At 65.6% G+C, this 15,453-nt stretch carries 12 protein-coding genes; 9 read left to right on the plus strand and 3 right to left on the minus strand.

Annotated elements, in window-relative coordinates; translation table 11 throughout:
- Nucleotides 1-11 precede the first annotated feature (11 nt).
- Nucleotides 12-2,198, minus strand: a complete 2,187-nt coding sequence (locus tag KBO27_RS22605) for an outer membrane protein assembly factor BamB family protein (RefSeq protein WP_210971886.1) — start codon at nucleotides 2,196-2,198, stop codon at nucleotides 12-14.
- A 61-nt stretch (nucleotides 2,199-2,259) separates the two neighbouring features.
- Here KBO27_RS22605 and KBO27_RS22610 point away from each other — a divergent pair, with 61 nt between their 5' ends.
- From KBO27_RS22610 to KBO27_RS22625, 4 genes are all read left to right on the plus strand, one after another.
- Complete coding sequence (locus tag KBO27_RS22610; RefSeq protein ID WP_210971887.1) at nucleotides 2,260-2,877, plus strand: HAD family hydrolase; 618 nt, start codon at nucleotides 2,260-2,262, stop codon at nucleotides 2,875-2,877.
- The gene (locus KBO27_RS22615; protein WP_307870553.1) at nucleotides 2,874-4,211 is read left to right on the plus strand and encodes an MFS transporter; all 1,338 of its coding nucleotides are present in this window, start codon (nucleotides 2,874-2,876) and stop codon (nucleotides 4,209-4,211) included. Before KBO27_RS22610 ends, KBO27_RS22615 begins: the two co-directional genes overlap by 4 nt.
- Before the next feature lie 13 nt (nucleotides 4,212-4,224).
- Nucleotides 4,225-5,364, plus strand: a complete 1,140-nt coding sequence (locus KBO27_RS22620) for a cobalamin-independent methionine synthase II family protein (RefSeq protein ID WP_210971888.1) — start codon at nucleotides 4,225-4,227, stop codon at nucleotides 5,362-5,364.
- Between the two features lie 1,075 nt (nucleotides 5,365-6,439).
- Entirely contained in the window at nucleotides 6,440-6,748 is a 309-nt protein-coding gene (locus KBO27_RS22625) for a DF family (seleno)protein (protein ID WP_210971889.1), read from the plus strand.
- Between the two features lie 207 nt (nucleotides 6,749-6,955).
- On the opposite strand, the gene KBO27_RS22630 is transcribed toward KBO27_RS22625, so the two are convergent.
- Nucleotides 6,956-7,186: a hypothetical protein gene (locus tag KBO27_RS22630; protein WP_210971890.1), complete on the minus strand. Its 231-nt coding sequence runs from the start codon at nucleotides 7,184-7,186 to the stop codon at nucleotides 6,956-6,958.
- Nucleotides 7,187-8,053: 867 nt separating this feature from the next.
- Here KBO27_RS22630 and istA point away from each other — a divergent pair.
- The 5 genes from istA to KBO27_RS22655 all read left to right on the plus strand — a co-directional run bounded on the left by istA (nucleotide 8,054) and on the right by KBO27_RS22655 (nucleotide 14,211).
- The gene (istA, locus tag KBO27_RS22635) at nucleotides 8,054-9,673 is read left to right on the plus strand and encodes an IS21 family transposase (RefSeq protein WP_210971891.1); all 1,620 of its coding nucleotides are present in this window, start codon (nucleotides 8,054-8,056) and stop codon (nucleotides 9,671-9,673) included.
- A 71-nt stretch (nucleotides 9,674-9,744) separates the two neighbouring features.
- Nucleotides 9,745-10,371: an IS21-like element helper ATPase IstB gene (istB, locus tag KBO27_RS22640; protein ID WP_281420843.1), complete on the plus strand. Its 627-nt coding sequence runs from the start codon at nucleotides 9,745-9,747 to the stop codon at nucleotides 10,369-10,371.
- Between the two features lie 123 nt (nucleotides 10,372-10,494).
- On the plus strand, nucleotides 10,495-11,577 hold the full coding sequence (locus KBO27_RS22645; RefSeq protein ID WP_206078107.1) for a site-specific integrase: 1,083 nt from the start codon (nucleotides 10,495-10,497) through the stop codon (nucleotides 11,575-11,577).
- Nucleotides 11,578-11,660: 83 nt separating this feature from the next.
- Nucleotides 11,661-13,826, plus strand: a complete 2,166-nt coding sequence (locus KBO27_RS34675; protein WP_210971893.1) for a tyrosine-type recombinase/integrase — start codon at nucleotides 11,661-11,663, stop codon at nucleotides 13,824-13,826.
- Nucleotides 13,816-14,211: a DUF6262 family protein gene (locus KBO27_RS22655; RefSeq protein ID WP_072029026.1), complete on the plus strand. Its 396-nt coding sequence runs from the start codon at nucleotides 13,816-13,818 to the stop codon at nucleotides 14,209-14,211. The genes KBO27_RS34675 and KBO27_RS22655 overlap by 11 nt, the downstream gene beginning before the upstream one ends.
- Here the strand turns inward: KBO27_RS22655 and KBO27_RS22660 are convergent.
- Nucleotides 14,208-14,378: a hypothetical protein gene (locus KBO27_RS22660; protein WP_210971894.1), complete on the minus strand. Its 171-nt coding sequence runs from the start codon at nucleotides 14,376-14,378 to the stop codon at nucleotides 14,208-14,210. The genes KBO27_RS22655 and KBO27_RS22660 overlap by 4 nt on opposite strands.
- Between the last annotated feature and the right edge of the window lie 1,075 nt (nucleotides 14,379-15,453).

A 15,453-nucleotide genomic window follows, 5' to 3' on the forward strand; every position in this document is an offset into this window, starting at 1 on the left:
GGATCTCCAGGTCACAGGGACACGATGTGCACAGTGCCGCGGGTGTCGAGGATGGCGAGGCGGTCGCCGAGCACGGCGGGCTGCGTGGTCACCGTGCTGTTGAGGTCAGTGAGCATGGTGGGCTGGCCGTGTTCTGGGAGGTGCCAGACCGAGCCGTCGATGAGCACGATGACCAGCCCTCGAGCGCAGTGCACCGGTGCAGTCGGTGCGCCGGTTCCGGTGGTGCGATAGGGGCCATGCGCTGATCGCGTTGCCGGGATCGTCGTGCGCGCGCTGATGGTGCCGGTGTCGATATCGAGCCGGTGCATGATCCCGTCGCCGGAGACGAGGGTGATGGTGTGCCCGTTGTGGTGAGGTGCGGCGGTGGAGAACCGGCCCTGCAGCGGTGTGCGCCAGCGGATTTCGCCGGTGTCCAGGTGGAGGCGCTCGATCGTGGGTCCACTGCGCACGAGCAGGGCATCGCCGGGGCCGACCGGCACGACGTCGCTGAGCGGGAGAGGTGTGCCGCTGTCGTCGGCCCAGCGCACGGTTCCGGTGGCGATCTCGAGTGAGGTCATGCCCCTGTACGGGCCACCGAAGGGCAGGATCACGGTGTCGTCGGTGGCGGTTCCGTTTCCGTAGGTCAGCAGCGTGTCCACAGGCCCGAGGTTGTCCCGGTGCCAGAGGGGTTCGCCTGTGCTGATGGACAGGGCCGCCAGGTCGGCTAGGTTGCCCGCCACGACCACGCCGTTGTCGGTGGTGATGGGTGCGTTGTGCAGGCGGTTGTGGAGGTGGCTGCCGAGTTGGTAGGTCCACAGCACCGTACCGTCGGGGGAGAGGCAGGTGAGCAGGCCGGAGACGCTGGCCGCGATGATCTGGTCGTCGTTGCTGGTGAGGCCGGTCAGCGGTGTGGTGCCGAGGCTGTGGCGCCAGTGCAGGGTTCCGTCGACATCGATTGCGGACAGGTAATTGCGCTGTGTGGTGTCGTCATAGCTGGGCATGATCCATCGGTTCTTGGCGCAGGTGATGCGACCGAGATGCTGCCCGCTTCCCACAGCCAAGCTCTGATGCCGACCATCGGCCGGTGGTGGCACCACAGGATTCGAGCTCTGGTTGGTCACCGGGGTGGGGGTGTGCGGGGTCAGGCTGGTGCCGTCCCAGTCGAGCAGGCGCAGCTGCGGAGGTGACCAGTCCAGGCCGCCGAACCCTGCTGGTCCGGTGCTGACGTGCGCGCACCCCTCGTCGATGACGACTTTCGGTGCGTGCCAGTGGCCTGACAGCACACCGATCAGTCGCAGGTGCTGGGCGGATGTGTGCAGGTGCTGCAGCCATGAGGTCGGCAGCTGGTCGTGTGTGAGCACCAGTACCGGAGTGTGGGGCTCGACGCGCGCGAGGTCGGCGGCGAGGAATTCCCGCTGGAGTTGATCGTCGATCCCGCACCAGGCGCTGAACCAGTCCAGCGCGATCACGTGCATGCCGGCGATGGTGCGCGACCACCACCGCGGCCCGAGCTCTTCTTCGTAGCGCTCCACCGTGGCATCGCCCAGAAACCCACCGCCCAGGGGTGAATCGGTGTCGCGCGGTTCATGACGGTGCCCGTAGTGATCGTGGTTGCCGGGAAGGACATAGACCGGTAGAGGCGCGCGGGCAATGGCGGTGTGGACGTGGTCGAACTCGGCTGCGGTCCCGTGGTCGGTGAGATCGCCGGTGATCACGGCGAAGTCGGCGCCGCTGTCTGCCGCTCGCTGAAGTGCGTGGTCAAGAGCTGCGGTGGTGTCGGTGCCGTCGCCATGGCGTACCGCGAGTTCGACGGCGTCGGACGGATCGCCGGTCAAGGTGGACACATGGGTGTCGGTGAGGTGCGCGAAGCTCATCGGCAGCGACGGCTGTTCTTCCTGGTGTAATCGGAATGTCAGTTCCGGGGCGCGGCTGCTCCACCATTGTTCGGTGTCCCAGCCGCGCGGCACACGCACCCAGACGTGTCGCGCGGGCGATGAGGGGAGGGTGAAGTGTCCATCCTGGTTGGTTCTGGCCCACTGACGCCCGTCTGTGACGACGACATCGGCAAGACCGGCCTCAGTGGAGGCGTCGAGAACGAATCCGCTGACCTGCATGCCCGCACCGTAAGCACGGTGAAAAGAAGTTACATAGCGAGCTTCACCGCTGTAGAGAATATTTACTCCGTCGTTCACCTCCGAGACGGTTCGGATTTTCAACACGCTCCTACCGTCACTGGCCATGACAGGGATTTCCGCAGCTAGCGGCCGAGAGGCGCCGGTCGTGTTGTTCGACTGGAACGGCACCGTGGTCGACGACATCGAACGCGCCGCACTCGCCGCGGCAGCGGTGCTACGCAGCAGGCGGCTGCCGGCGCCGGGCGTGCGTGAGTTCGCCGCGCGGTTCACGTTGCCGTTAGAACAGCTGTTTCGCGAACTCGGCGTGAACGAGAGACAGGTCGCCTCGGCAACCAACCAGTGGAACGAGTTCATGCTCGCCTCACCTGCGCCACTGCAGCACGGGGCGCAGGGACTGCTGGACTTCCTGATGCAACACGGGAGCCTCGTCGGTGTCGTCAGCGCGGCAAGCACCGAGCTCGTCCTGTCCGACCTGGCACGGCTGCAGCTGTCCGAACACCTCGAGATCGTCTGCGGTGGTGTCGGCGACAAGTCGATCGTGCTGCGCCACTTCACCGCACACCGCCGAAAACGCCGCGTGTTCTACGTCGGCGACACCGAACACGACGTTCAAGCAGCGCGTCGCGCCGGTGCCGTCGCAGTCGGCTTCGCGGGCGGCTACCGCCCCGCACCAGCTCTCGCCCGTGCCGGAGCCGATCACGTGATCCACGGACTTACAGAGCTCATTGACGTTCTCACAACGAGTGGGGAGAAGACACCGTGAGCGTCGAACCACGACCACCAGGCCAGCCACCGCAGGAAAACCGCCGCAACATCCGTCGTGTGCTGTGGGCCAGCGCCGTGGGCACAGCCATCGAATGGTACGACTTCTACCTCTACTCGACGGCCGCAGCACTCGTCCTCGGCCCACTGTTCTTCCCCAGCCAATCACCGGCCGCCGAAACTCTGGCGGCCTTCGCCACCTACGCAGCTGGATTCGTGGCCCGCCCCCTCGGCGGCCTGATCATCGGTCATTTCGGCGACCGCCTGGGCCGCAAAGCCATGCTCGTGACCACACTGATGACCATGGGCCTGGCCACCACCGCGATCGGCCTGCTGCCCACCCACGACCAGATCGGCATCTGGGCGCCCGTCTTGCTGGTCACTCTCCGAGTGCTGCAAGGCATCGGGATCGGCGGAGAATGGGGCGGCGCGATCCTGCTCGCCGCCGAAAATGCACCTGCCCACCGCCGCGGCTGGTTCACGAGCTGGCCCCAAACCGGCTTCCCAGCAGGCTTCCTCGCCGGAACCCTCGCCTTCGGCGCCGCCTCCTGGCTGCCCCGGGACGCGTTCCTGACATGGGGCTGGCGCATACCATTCCTGGCCTCGCTCCTCCTGATCGCCGTCGGACTCATCGTGCGCCTCGGTCTCACCGAAACCCCCGCATTCCAACAGGTAAAGACAACCGGAAACACCGCATCCATCCCACTCCTGCAGGCCATCCGCGCCAATCCACGCGTGATGCTGACCGGAACCGTCGCCGCACTCGGACACGGCATCACCGTCACCATCTTCACGGTCTACTTGCTCAACAGCACCACCAAAACCGGCGTCGACGACACCACCGTCCTCACCGGACTGATGATCGCCGCAGCACTGCAATGCGGCACCGTTCCCCTCGCCGGATACCTCTCCGATCGCATAGGACGCCGACGCGTACTCATCACCGGCTACGCACTGGCGGCCACCGCGATCTTCCCGGGCCTGTTCTGGCTCCCCGACGGAAACGAGCTTGTCACCGTGGGCACTTACGTGCTCGCCATGAGCCTCGGGCACGGAGCGGTCTACGGAACCCTCGCCGCCTTCCTCGCCGAACGGTTCCCCGCAGAAACCCGCTACTCCGCCCTCTCCGCCACCTACCAGCTCGGCAGCACCATCTCCAGCTTCGGCCCGCTAGCCGCAGCAGCGATGACCACCGCAACCGGCAGCCCGCTGCCCACCCTCGCCCTGTTCCTCGTGATCAACGCGGCAGCAGCCCTGGCAGTCCTGGCCACACCCAGCCACCCCACATCTCCAGACTCAGCACCAACCACAGCGTCAGCCTCCGGCCACCAGTAGAAGGAGAAACACCATGCACCGCAGCAACGACCGGATCCTCACCACCCACACCGGTAGCTTGCCCCGGCCCGACGAACTCGCAGCCATCATCAGCCGCCGCGAAACCCAGGGCCTCAACGACACCGAGACCACTCAACTGCCCGGCCTCGTCAGACAGGCGGTCTTCGACATCGTCGCCCGCCAACACAACGTCGGCGTGGACATCGCCAGCGACGGCGAAATGAGCAAGATCGGCTACTCCACCTACGTCAAGGAACGCCTCTCCGGCTTCGACGGCGAAGCCGCCGCACTCTCACTCGCCGACCTCGATGACTACCCCGGACTGGCCGAGACCGCCCTCGACGGGCTGGTCACCGGAATGCCCGCCTGCACCGGCCCGATCAAATACATCGGCCACGACGAACTGCAAACCGATGTGACCAACCTCAACGACGCCCTCAACAACACCAACATCACCGGCGGCGTAATCCCCGCAGCCTCACCCGGCGTCATCTCCCTGTTCCTCGACAACCAGCACTACAACACCCACGACGAATACCTCTACGCCCTGGCCGACGCCATGGCTGAGGAATACCAGGCCATCACCCGCGCAGGCCTGACCGTCCAGATCGACGCGCCCGACCTCGCCATGGGCCGACACGCCCAATACACACACCTCGACCTCGAAGGCTTCCGCAACCGCATCGCCATCCACGTCGAAGCCCTCAACCACGCCCTGCGCACCGTCGACCCGCAGCAAGTCAGACTCCACCTCTGCTGGGGCAACTACGCCGGCCCGCACCACCACGACGTCGCCCTGGCCGACATCATCGACATCGTCCTGCAAGCCAACGTCGGCGCCCTCGTCTTCGAAGCCGCCAACCCCCGACACGCACACGAGTGGCGCGTATTCGAAACAACCACGCTGCCCGACGACAAAAGCATCATCCCCGGCGTGATCGACACCTGCACGAACTACATCGAACACCCCGAACTCGTCGCCCAACGCATTATCCGCTACGCCAACCTCGTCGGAAAACAACGAGTCATCGCCGGCACCGACTGCGGCCTCTCCACCTTCGCCACCTTCCACCCCGTCGCAGCCGACATCGCCTGGGCCAAACTCGAAACCCTCACCGCCGGCGCAGAACTGGCAACCCAACAACTCTGGTGAACACAGCGCACGCAACCCACAAGCACCCGACCAACCCACTAGAGCCCCAACAACTGGACGATCTCAGCGGGACCGTGTGACGAACTCATCGCACTGGCCTGCACCGAGGGATTCGGTGGACCAGTGCGACGAGTTCGTGTCTAAGGTGTCCCACGCGTCCTCAGCCGCCCAGAGCTTCACAGCCCTCCGTGGGAGTGTCGGGTTTTCGGCTCTGGAGCTGGTTGAATGATCAACATGGTTGACCCGGGCGGGGCCTTTCCGAGTTTATGATCCTGGTTCGGGTGGGATCATGACTGGTTAGACGTATTGTTGCCGCATCTGTCCGGGGTGGCGATTGAGCGCGTCGAACGGGATAGTGCTGGTGTCCTGGTCTTGGCGCACGCTCGTATAGAAGGGGGCCTTTCGCCAACCGAGCCGCGAGGGGCCCGTGCAGCGGGACTCTCCGACCCGATACCCATACCCCGTTCGAGATCAGGGTCGCCGGCCTCATGCCACTTGGCCCGCCGCTACTCGCGCAGTCGTCCGGCTACCCGCTCGTTCCGTGACACGACCAGGGCGAAAGAATGGGCCCCGCGTCTGCCTGCGGGACGCGGGGCCCATTCCCTCTGGTGCCCCCGGCGCCCTTGGGCGGAGGGAATCAAATGCCGGGAGATCACGCTCAATCGACCCGCAACCAAACTACACCCGTAATGTGGCACAACGTCGGGAGGGGCACGCTCCGTTCATACCTGCGGCGGAAGGCGCACTCCGGCAAAATGGGTGGTGCCCGAACGGGGCTTCTCGAAGGTGCTGCCTCTGGCCGGGTAAAGACCGGTGCTGGTGCCGAGTGGGAACTCCCGCACCAACACCGGCGACACATAGCAAGTGAAGCTACTCAACAAGCGAACCACGTCGAGTGGCTTTGTCATGCCGCCAGCGGCGCGCGTTCGCCGCCGCATGCGCGGCGGCCTGACCAGCAGTGATGTATCCACGAGAAGTGCCACAGTCGGTCGCGAAGAGTCGCTGGTCTGCGACGCCCCAGCCGGCGTCTCTTCTGGCTACGGGAAACACCCGAAGTTCGGTCCACCATGGAGTCGTGGACGTCGAACTGCTCTACTTCGCGGGCTGTCCGAACTGGCCCCGGGCCCAGGAACGACTCAGCCAGGCTCTCGAGACCGTAGGCCACCGCGACGTCGAGATCTGTCTACGCACTGTCGAGACGCATCAACAGGCCCAGGCCCTGTGCTTTCCTGGGTCGCCTGCGATCCGCATCAACGGCCACGACGAATTCCCGTCCGCAGGTCAGATCTACGGTCTGACCTGCCGGGTTTATGCGATACCGAACGGCTTCACCGGCGCACCCACCGTGGACCAGCTCGCTCACGCCCTTACCAGCGCACGCTAGGGATTGTCGCAACACTCGCGAGGTTGCAACGATCCCATGTTTGGCCGAGGCGCACGCGTGGTGGCCCTCCCCGATTCGAAGACCGCCTAGGCGGGGGTCCTGCGCGAGCTCGATCAGCCGCGAGTCCCCGGTCGACCGGGGGCCGGCGGCCACACCGTGCGATGCGATGCCCTCAGGCATTGTGGTGGGTCCTGACGGTCCACGCGGTCAGGTCGTGGTGCCGACGGGGACGTTTCCGCCGTGAGCCGCGGCCACGTGCGCCCGGCCGTCGGCCAGCGAGTAGCACAGGCCGACCACGGCGGTCTGTCCGCTTTCGACCCGTTCGGCGAGGAGCGTGGAGCGGTCCAGCAGCTTCTCGACGGTGTTGCGGACGTGGTCGGCGAGGATCTCGTCGGCTTGGAAGCGGGCCGCGAGCACGCAGAATTTGGAATATTCCAACGATTGAAACCAGGAAGAGAAGACATGGAAAAGCCCCCGCGTACCAAGTGGTGCGCAGGGGCTTTTGTTTGACGCTCAGTAGGGGATGAATCTGGGCGTCTCCACTGCCACGAGGAGGGATGGCTCATGGCGGCGGTGACACTACTCCAGCTTGGTTCCGAAGGATCTTCACATGGGGTTGTTGTGATGACCTGCTGCGAAGCGGCGTCACTGGACCAGGAAGGGTGCTGATGCCGATCGAAAGGTGAAGGGGCTTGCCAGGATCGGCACGGTCCTGGGGGTCTGATTTACTTGTGCGCGCTACCAAGGGGGTTGCGGAAAACCTGTTCAGGGGAAGGTTTGTAACCCCCGTGGTGATGTGGGGTGGCTGCACCGAATGGATGACACGTCAGAGTCGTGGCACGGCGACGCATGCAGCGACGACGCCAGGAAGAGCTCATCTTGGGTCGCGGTCCAATACCGCGGAGGCATCGTCGGCGAGGCATTTCGCGTAGTGCACTTCGCGGTACCCGTGGCCGGTGCTTACCGCACGTTGTGCGGCCTTGAGGTCTCGTTCCACCACGTAGGGCACACCAAGAACGGCATGCCCTGTATGCAATGCATGCTGCGCGGCTTACTCGTCGAGCAGGAAGACGAATGAGGGGGCACTCCACCTCCGGAACAGCAGCGGGCGCAGTGCGGCTATCAGCTGTGGACTCACGGCTATCTCGGCCATGTCGTTGACTGGTTTTGACGGTGTTGTCTGGCGTCAGATGTTCGTGAATGTCGACACCGCCCCTGGTGGGGGTTAGGCCATGTCGGCGAATTTTGACACCACCGGCATGGGCTGATGGGAAGATCGACGTTGCTCTGGATGGAGGAGCGTCGATGCCGAAGTCGAAGATCGACCTGTACGCAGCGATCCGCCGTGACGACCGTGCTGGGTTGTCGGGCCGGGAGATCCAGCGCAAACACGGTGTGGGCTACCGGACGGTGGCCAAGGCGCTGGCGTCGCCGTGGCCACAGACCCGGAAGAAGTACCCGGCGCGTGCTTCGAAGCTTGATCCCTACAAGCCGTTCATCGACCAGATCCTGCGGGCGGATCTGGATGCGCCGCGCAAGCAGCGGCACACGGTGAAACGGATCTTCGATCGTCTGGTCGACGAGCAGTCGATGGTCGATGTGTCTTACCAGGTGGTGCGCACCTATGTGGCGGACCGTCGTCCCGAGATCCGCGCCCAGGCCGGGCGGGCGCCGGTGAACGTGTTCGTGCCCCAGGTCCATCAACCCGGCGCCGAAGCGGAAGTCGATTTTGGTGACGTGGTGCTCCGGCTGCGTGGTCAGCAGGTGACGTGCTCGTTGTTCTCGTTCCGGCTGTCGTTTTCCGGCAAAGCGGTGCATCGCGTGTTCCTTTCAGGCGGCCAGGAAGCCTTCCTGGAAGGGCACGTCCACGCGTTCACCGTTTTGGGTGGGGTCCCGAGCGGCAAGGTCCGCTACGACAACCTCAAGGCCGCCGTCGCGCAAGTTCTGGGGTTTTCCCGGCAGCGAGTGGAAAACGAGCGGTGGACGGCGTTTCGGTCCCACTACGGGTTGGAGGCCTTCTACTGCCAGCCCGGTATCCGCGGCGCCCACGAGAAAGGCGGAGTGGAAGGCGATATCGGATGGTTTCGCCGCAACCACCTGGTCCCGGTCCCGGAAATCGACTCACTGGACGAGCTCAACGCGATGATCGATCAGTGGGACCGCGACAACGACGACCGTCGAATCGGCACGAGAGCACGCACGATCGGCGAGTACTTCGCCGTCGAAAAGCCGCTGTTGAGGCCCTTGCCGGAGGAGTCTTTTGAGACCGGGCGGTGGTTCAGCCTGCGAGTGGACCGCTCTGCTCAGGTCAGCGTCCGCACGAATCGCTACTCGGTGCCGGCGAAGCTGATCAGCCGGCCTGTCCGGGTTCTCCTTCATGCCTCACATCTCATTGTTTATGACGGCCAGACTGAAATCGCGAGACACGAACGTCTGCTGGCCAAGGGCGGCGCCCGCCTGGAGCTCGACCACTACCTCGAAGCTCTCGTCCTCAAACCCGGCGCGTTACCGGGCTCGACCGTGCTGGAACAGGCCCGTGCTTCGGGCAAGTTCACCCCGGTCCACGACGCCTGGTGGGCAGCCGCCAACAGGACCCACGGTGATGCCGTCGGCACCCGGGCGCTGATCGAGGTGTTGCTCCTGCACCGGCACCACGCACACGAACACGTCGTCGCAGGCCTGGCCGCCGCACTGCGGGCCGGAGCACTCACCGCCGACGCGGTGGCGCTGGAAACACGCAAGATCGCCGACAACGACGAAGCCATCGACGACGCCGACGAGCCCGAAACCACCGCACCACAGGGCACGGTCACGTCGCTGACCCAACGGCGCCTGACACACCTACCGCCTGATACCCGGCCGATTCCCTCCGTCACCGCCTACGACCAGCTCCTCCGCCACCACCCCGCGAAAGGACAACCATGAGCCCCCACCGACCACGCCCTCGAGGACTGACCGAACAAGCCGCCGACACCGCAGTCGACCAAGCATGCCGGATGCTGCGTCTTCCCACGATCCGCTCCCAGTTCAACGACATCGCCGACGTCGCTTCACGCGAGCAGATGACCTATCGAGGATTCCTGGCCGAACTATTGATGGCCGAATGCGACGATCGCGCCCGCCGCCGCTCCGAACGCCGCATCAAAGCCGCGGCGTTCCCCCGCGAGAAGTCCCTGCGCGCCTTCGACTTCGACGCCAACCCCCACCTCGACCCGGCCGTGATCCACACACTGGCCACCTGCGAATGGGTCAAAAAGGGTCAGCCTCTCTGCCTGATCGGGGACTCCGGCACCGGCAAATCCCACCTGCTCATCGCCCTGGGAACCGAAGCCGCGATGACCGGATTCCGGGTTCGCTACACCCTGGCCACCAAACTCGTCAACGAACTCATCGAAGCCTCCGACGACAAGCAACTCAACAAGACCATCGCCCGTTACGGACGCGTCGACCTGCTCTGCATCGACGAACTCGGCTACATGGAACTCGACCGCCGCGGCGCCGAACTCCTGTTCCAAGTCCTCACCGAACGTGAAGAGAAAAACTCCGTCGCAATCGCCTCCAACGAAAGCTTCGGAGGCTGGACCAAAACCTTCACCGACCCACGCCTCTGCGCCGTTATCTAACCGCTCGGGTTGAGCGTCCACGATGTACACGATGGGGTTGGTGCGCCTCCCTGGCGTTCGTTGTGGACGGATTACCTTGCCGTGTCTATGACGGGATCAGCGTTGAGGGTGCAGCGGGTCGTGATGCCTTCGGGCACGGAGTCGGCGACCGTTCTGGCCGACGGCCTGGTACTGGTTCCGGCGGACCGGTTCCTGGCGCATCTGACCGCGATCGATCGCTCCCCGAACACCGTCCGCGCCTATGCCCACGATCTGCGGGACTACTTCGACTTCCTGCACTGCCGTGGCCTGCAGTGGGATCGAGTTGTGCTGGAGGATCTGGGCCGGTTCGTGACGTGGCTGCGGTTGCCGGTCGAGGCCCGCGATGGACGGGTGGCGATGCTGCCCTGGGTGGAGGCGAATCTCGCCGCGGCGACGGTGAATCGGAAGTTGTCGGCGTTGGCGTCGTTCTACGAGTTCCATCAGCGGCACGGTGTCGCGCTCGGCGAGTTGCTGACGCGGTGGCGGCCGGGCCGCCGCGGCGGGTCGTGGCAGCCGTTCCTGGCGCACCTGGGCGCACGGCCGGAGCGGCACCGGGCGATCTCGCTGCGGGCAGAGCGGCGGCCGCCACGGGAGCTGAGTCAGGCGGAGATGACGACGCTGATCGACTCCTGCGACCGGTTGCGGGACAGGTTCCTGCTGAGCCTGCTGAAGGGCACGGGATTGCGGATCGGTGAGGCACTCGGGTTGCGGCACGAGGATCTCGACGCCCGCCGCCGGTTGGTCGCGGTCCGGCCCCGGACGAACGTGAACCGAGCGCGGGCAAAGACGTGGTCACGGGAAGTTCCCGCCGACGCCGACCTGTTCCGCCTCTACAGCGACTACCTGCACGAGGAGTATGGGCTGTTGGACTGCGACTACGTGTTCGTCAACCTCTGGGGAAAACCGGTCGGCGAGCCGATGAGCTACGCCACTGTCGACCGCCTGGTGCGCCGGTTGCGGGACCGCACCGCGATCACGTTCTCGCCCCACCTGTTCCGCCACAGCTACGCCACCGGGTTGCTGCGTCGCGGGGTCGCCGCCGAGATCGTGCAGCATTTGCTCGGTCACGCCAGCATCAGCACCACCGTCGACACCTACTCCCATCTGGGCGTCGAGGACGCTCGTCGCGCCCTGGCCGCGGCCGGGTTCCTCGACGAGCCAGCGGCGACGGGGCCGACCGCATGAGGCAGCTGCACCCGATTCCGAACAGCGACAACGACTCCGGCACCGACCTGGCGGCCCGGCTGCGGCCGCAGTTCGCGCAGCCGGTGATCGTGGTCGACCCCGATGACCCGGTGATTGGCGGACCCCGGTGCCTGGTGCCGGTCTGCGAGCGGCTCGTGGTGATCTTCGGTAAGTGCTCGGCGCATCATCAGCGCTGGATCGACGAGGGCCGTCCCGACGACCTTGAGGCCTGGGCCAAGGCGGCGCCGGCGAACCGGCGCTGGCTACAGCAACCACCGAAATGCGCGATCACGACATGTCGTCGCAGCCGCCGCGAGCACGGCCTCTGCCACTCCCACGCGCATCGCTGGCACCAGCAGGGCCGCGTCGATCTGACGCGGTGGATCGCCGATGGCGGCGGCCGGCCGCTGCCGGCCGGGGCCGACTGCCGATTCCCCGGCTGCGGTCTGGAGGCCGAGGGCGACGCGGGATTGTGTGTCCATCACCGGAATCGGTGGATCCGCGCCCACCGGCCGCCGATCGAGTCCTGGCTGCTCGGTTGCGCGACGTTCGGGCGGGACCGGTTCGATCTGCGCCGGTTGCCGATGCCGATGCGGCTGGAGATCGCCTACGCGATCCAATGCCGCGTCGACGAGCGCCGCACGATCACCAGGCCGCACTCGATCCGGCGACTGCTGCGAGCCCTGCCGGGCGGCGGCGTCACCTCGCTGCTGGACCGCAGCCCCGATTCCTGGATCACCTATCTCGGGTTCTCCAGCGAGCGCGGCCATATCGAGCGCCGGTTCCTGCTGGACGCGATCGGCTATCTGCGTGACCTTGTCGAGGGTGTGGGCTGGGACGCGGAGTTCCCGCGCGATGTCTGGCTGCTGCGCAGGCTCGGGTTCCCCGGACGCGACACCCGGTTCCGGTTCACCGGGATCGAGCCGATCTGGCTGCGGCAGTTGACCAAACGGTGGGCCCGCTGGCGGCTCTCGACCGGGATCGCGGTCGCGACCGTCGGCGCTGACATCCGCGCGATCACCCTGTTCGCGCAGTCGTTTCCGGCTCTGCAGCGTGGGCCCGAGGCGTTGACCCGGGAGCTGGTCGAGGTCCATCTGGCGCACCTGGTCGAACGGTTTCCCAACCCGAAGAGCCGGACCGGTCAGCTCAGCAGCCTCGCCGGTCTACTGCGCTCGGCCCGTCAGCACGGCTGGGAATCTCGCCTGTCTGCTCAGGTCGACCTGTTCCCCGAGGACTACCCGCGCCTGGTCAAGGGGCCACCACGGGCGTTGTCGGAAGCGGTGATGGTCCAGCTTGAGCACCTCGACAACCTCGTCCGCTTCGCCGACTCCCGTGGTCGTCTGCTGGCGCGGATCCTGATGAGCACCGGGCTGCGCGTCGGTGACGGAGCTCGCCTGCGGCTGGACTGCGTTGTCCGCGACGGTCAGGGCGCGCCCTATCTGCGCTACACCAACCACAAGATGCGCCGCGATGCGTTCGTCCCCATCGACACCGATCTGGCCGAGGCCATCACCAACCAGCAGAAGGCCGTTCTCGACGAGTTCGAAGACCCGGCGTTCCTGCTGCCGCGGCCAACTCGCAACCCCGAGGGCAAGGTGGCATTCAGCACCGGAACCTTCCGGGGAGAACTGCGGGAGTGGTTGCGTGTCTGCGATGTCCGCGACGAGCTCGGCCGTGAGGTCCATGTGACGCCGCACCAGTGGCGCCACACCTTCGGCACCCGTCTGATCAACAACGAGGTCCCGCAGGAGACCGTCCGCCGACTGCTCGACCACGACTCGCACGCGATGACCTCCCATTACGCGCGGCTGTCGGACAAGACCATCCGGGAGCAGTGGGAACGCGCCCGCAAGGTCAACATCGCCGGTGAGCGGCTGGCCACCGACACCGGTCCGCTGGCCGACGCGGTCTGGATGAAGAACAACCTCGCCAGGGCGAAGATGGCGCTACCCAACGGTTACTGCGCCTTGCCGCTGCAGCAGAAGTGCGAGTTCGCCAACGCCTGTTTGACCTGTCCGGTCTTCGTCACGACGCCTGAGTTCCTGCCCCAGCATCGTCGTCAGCTTGAGCAGACCCAGGCTCTGATCAGCCAAGCCGACACCAACGGCCATCAGCGTCTGGCCGAGATGAACCGGACCGTCGAGAAGAACCTGCTGACCATCATCGACAGCCTGACTACATCGGGCGGCTGCAGCGGCGGCGGAAAGTCCTGCGCCTGCAACGGAAAGGACGGTTCCGATGCCTGCTGACCATACGCACCATCTCGCCGAGCACGCCCGCCAGCGCCACGATCAAACTCTGCGACGCGCCCAGCAGACGCTTACCGAGCTGACCGACGCCGGAGAACACGTGACCGTCGCACGGCTCGCCAACCAGGCCGGCGTCTCGCGGTCGTGGATCTACACCCAACCCGCACTGCTCGACCGGATCCAGCAGCTCCAGCAGCACCGCTCCAGCGCCGACTTCGTCCGCAACACCGTCACCCAGGCCACCGACGACTCGCTACGTCAACGTCTGGCCCTGGCGCACGAGCGAATCAACCAGCTTCGCACCGAGAACCAGCAACTCCGCGACGCGCTCGCCCACGCCCACGGCCAACTCCGCACAGCCCGCCTCAACACCGATGATCACTAGTCAAAGACACCTGTCCACGACACGAAATACCAGGTCAACGGCAAGATTCGGAAATCGAAGTCGAGATAACCGCAGCGATCGTCGACCGCCTCACCTTCGGCGGAACCATCATCGAAACCGGCACCGAGTCCTACCGACTTGCCCAAACCCGAGCTCGCGTCGAACACGACGACGCCAACGCATGATCCACAACTGACGTCACGATTCACCGACATTGATCACGCCACCCCGACCCCGCTGACGCCAGAATCGACCGACAAGCGACGCCACTCCACACGTTCAAAATCACGTTGACGACCTGCCCACGCGGCGAAACTGGTTCTTGCCCGACTACGACACGGCTGGTCGCATGAGCAGCCGGAACCGGAAGGTGACATACCACCGCGTCGATGGCAGTCCGACACGGAACATGAAAACGAACAAGGGGGCAACTAAGTTCAGGTTGTGGCGGCGTATAAGCACGTCTGCTGCATGGCCTACCTGCTCACACTCGCCGCCCCGGCGTGGCTGGTGTAGCGCTCGGAGACGCCTGGGCAGTCGCTGGTTGTGCCGCTCATCCTCGGCGCCACTGGATGCCGCGCTGCGCACCGCGGAACCGTACCCGCCCTGTGTTGTGCCGCGCATCGTGCTAGGCGGCAACAGCCATCTAGCTGCTCCCGAGGTCAGCTTCGACAGGGGCCCACCGGAGACCACGGCAAGCGCCGCGCGGATGAGAAACCGCCCCCGCATCTCACTGGTCCGTCGACCGCGATGCGGGGGCGATCTTCTATTCGGTGCCCGGCTCGATGGGGGGCGGCCAAGCCGGGTACCGCAAGCCACGGAGGGGGATCGTGGCGTCGATGACTTTAGCCGACCAGACCCGCCGGACGGTCGTCGTGCGGCGGAACTGATCACAGTTTTTCCAATTTGACCTTGCCGTAGCTAACTCGAGATACGGGTTATTTCGCGCCGAGCATGTGCGCTGAACTGCGGTAACATGCTGCGTGCAACCTGGTGGGACGTCGAGGCCTTGCCAGGAACATGGGGGCGGGCGACAGTCGGGGTCGCCCGCCCCACCCCGTGCAGAATGCCCCCTGTGTACCTCGACGATCCGATCCGCCAGGGGCAGCAGCGCGCACCTCGGGTGTGATCGCCGACTGAGCCGCCGGGCGGCTTCCTCGCGGCCCTGACACGTCCTCTCCATCGAGGCATTTCGTTCCTTGCCGCGACTGACAAGCAAACCGGATCATGTAAGTCGTAGGT

The sequence above is a fragment of the Saccharopolyspora endophytica genome (assembly GCF_018070075.1).
Lineage (GTDB): Bacteria > Actinomycetota > Actinomycetes > Mycobacteriales > Pseudonocardiaceae > Saccharopolyspora > Saccharopolyspora endophytica.

Bases quoted from the DNA above. Each gene is read 5' to 3' on its own strand.
- KBO27_RS22620 (WP_210971888.1), top strand. From the start codon at position 4,225: ATGCACCGCAGCAACGACCGGATCCTCACCACCCACACCGGTAGCTTG.
- istA (WP_210971891.1), top strand. From the start codon at position 8,054: ATGCCGAAGTCGAAGATCGACCTGTACGCAGCGATCCGCCGTGACGAC.
- istB (WP_281420843.1), top strand. From the start codon at position 9,745: ATGCTGCGTCTTCCCACGATCCGCTCCCAGTTCAACGACATCGCCGAC.
- KBO27_RS22645 (WP_206078107.1), top strand. From the start codon at position 10,495: ATGCCTTCGGGCACGGAGTCGGCGACCGTTCTGGCCGACGGCCTGGTA.
- KBO27_RS22655 (WP_072029026.1), top strand. From the start codon at position 13,816: ATGCCTGCTGACCATACGCACCATCTCGCCGAGCACGCCCGCCAGCGC.